Here is a 1,273-nt window from a genome sequence, read left to right as displayed (position 1 = left end):
TGGGCTGTGTCAAGCTTCGTAGACGATCTCTTTGTGGATTTCAGGCCGCGGTTGCGGTCTGGGCGTAGTAGGCGGCCCGGGTCTCGGCGGGGGTGCGGTAGCCGAGGGTGGAGTGCAGCCGGCGGCGGTTGTAGAACACCTCTATGTACTGCATCACGGCGAATCTCGCTCGCCGCCGGGTCGCGAAGGACTGCCGGTAGTACATCTCGTTCTTGAGCATCGAGAACCACGATTCGGCGACCGAGTTGTCCCAGCACACCCCGGTCCTTCCCACCGACAACCGCACCCCGAAACGGCCCGCGAGCTTGGCGTACTCGTCAGAGGTGTACTGGCTTCCGCGGTCCGAGTGGAACAGAGCGCCCGACTCGATGCGCCCGTGGGTATGGGCCATCGTGAGGGCGTCGCCGATCAGCTCGGTGCGCATGTGCTCAGCCATCGACCAGCCCACGACCTCACGGTTGAACAGGTCGATCACCGTCGCCAGATACAGCCACCCTTCCCCGGTGCGCAGGTAGGTGATGTCGCCGACGAAGCGGACCCCGGGCCGGTCGGCGGTGAAGTCCCGCTTGAGCAGATCGGGGCGGGTCACCACGTCGTCGGCGGGGATCGTGGTGCGCTTCTTGGAGCGGGGCTGGATCCCGAAGATCCCCGCCTCCCGCATGATCTTGCGGACCAGACCCTCCGACGCGGCGATCCCGCGGCGAGACAATTCGGCGAGCACCCGCCGGAACCCGTTCACCCCGTGCGAGTCGTCGTGGATCTGCGTGATCACACCAGACAGCCACACCCTCCGCGCCGTGGTCGGCGGGATCGTGTCCCGCCGCTTCGCCCACGCGTAGTAGCCGGCGCGTGAGACGCTGAGCAGGCGCGCCATCAGCTCGATCGTGAAGGTGGCCTTCTCCGCGTGCATCAGCGTGAACTTCTCGCTCACCGCTGCTCCTTCGCGAAGAAGGCCGCGGCTTTTTTCAAGAACGCGTTCTCCTCCGCGAGCCGCCGGTTCTCCGCTTCCAACCGTGCGATCCGCGCGGCCTCCACCGGTGGCGGCGCCGTCTCCGGGTCGGGGTGCTGGGCCCGATACGCCTTCACCCAGTACCCGAGCGAGCTCTCGTTGATCTCCAACTCCCGCGCGACCTGCGCGATCGGGCGGCCGCCCTGCACGACGAGCTGGACCGCGTCGGCCTTGAACTCCTCAGTGAACTTCCTGCGATTCGTAGACATCTCTGCCTGTCGTTCCTTCCTGGTAACGACCGTCTACAAGAAGTGTCACACCCCA

1 protein-coding gene is annotated in these 1,273 nt (G+C 66.1%); it reads right to left on the bottom strand.

Features of this window, described 5'->3' with window-relative positions; all coding sequences use genetic code 11:
* Positions 1-40 precede the first annotated feature (40 nt).
* Positions 41-1,218 (bottom strand): IS3 family transposase gene (locus tag ACODR5_RS13485; protein WP_141920053.1). Its coding sequence is split into 2 segments (ribosomal slippage): positions 41-960 and positions 960-1,218, totalling 1,179 coding nucleotides; the frame shifts between segments, so codons are not numbered across the junction.
* Positions 1,219-1,273 lie beyond the last annotated feature (55 nt).

It is taken from the genome of Microbacterium sp. FG3 (assembly GCF_057809335.1).
Note: the sequence above shows the minus strand (reverse complement) of the source record. Positions and strands in the feature narration are given on the sequence as shown.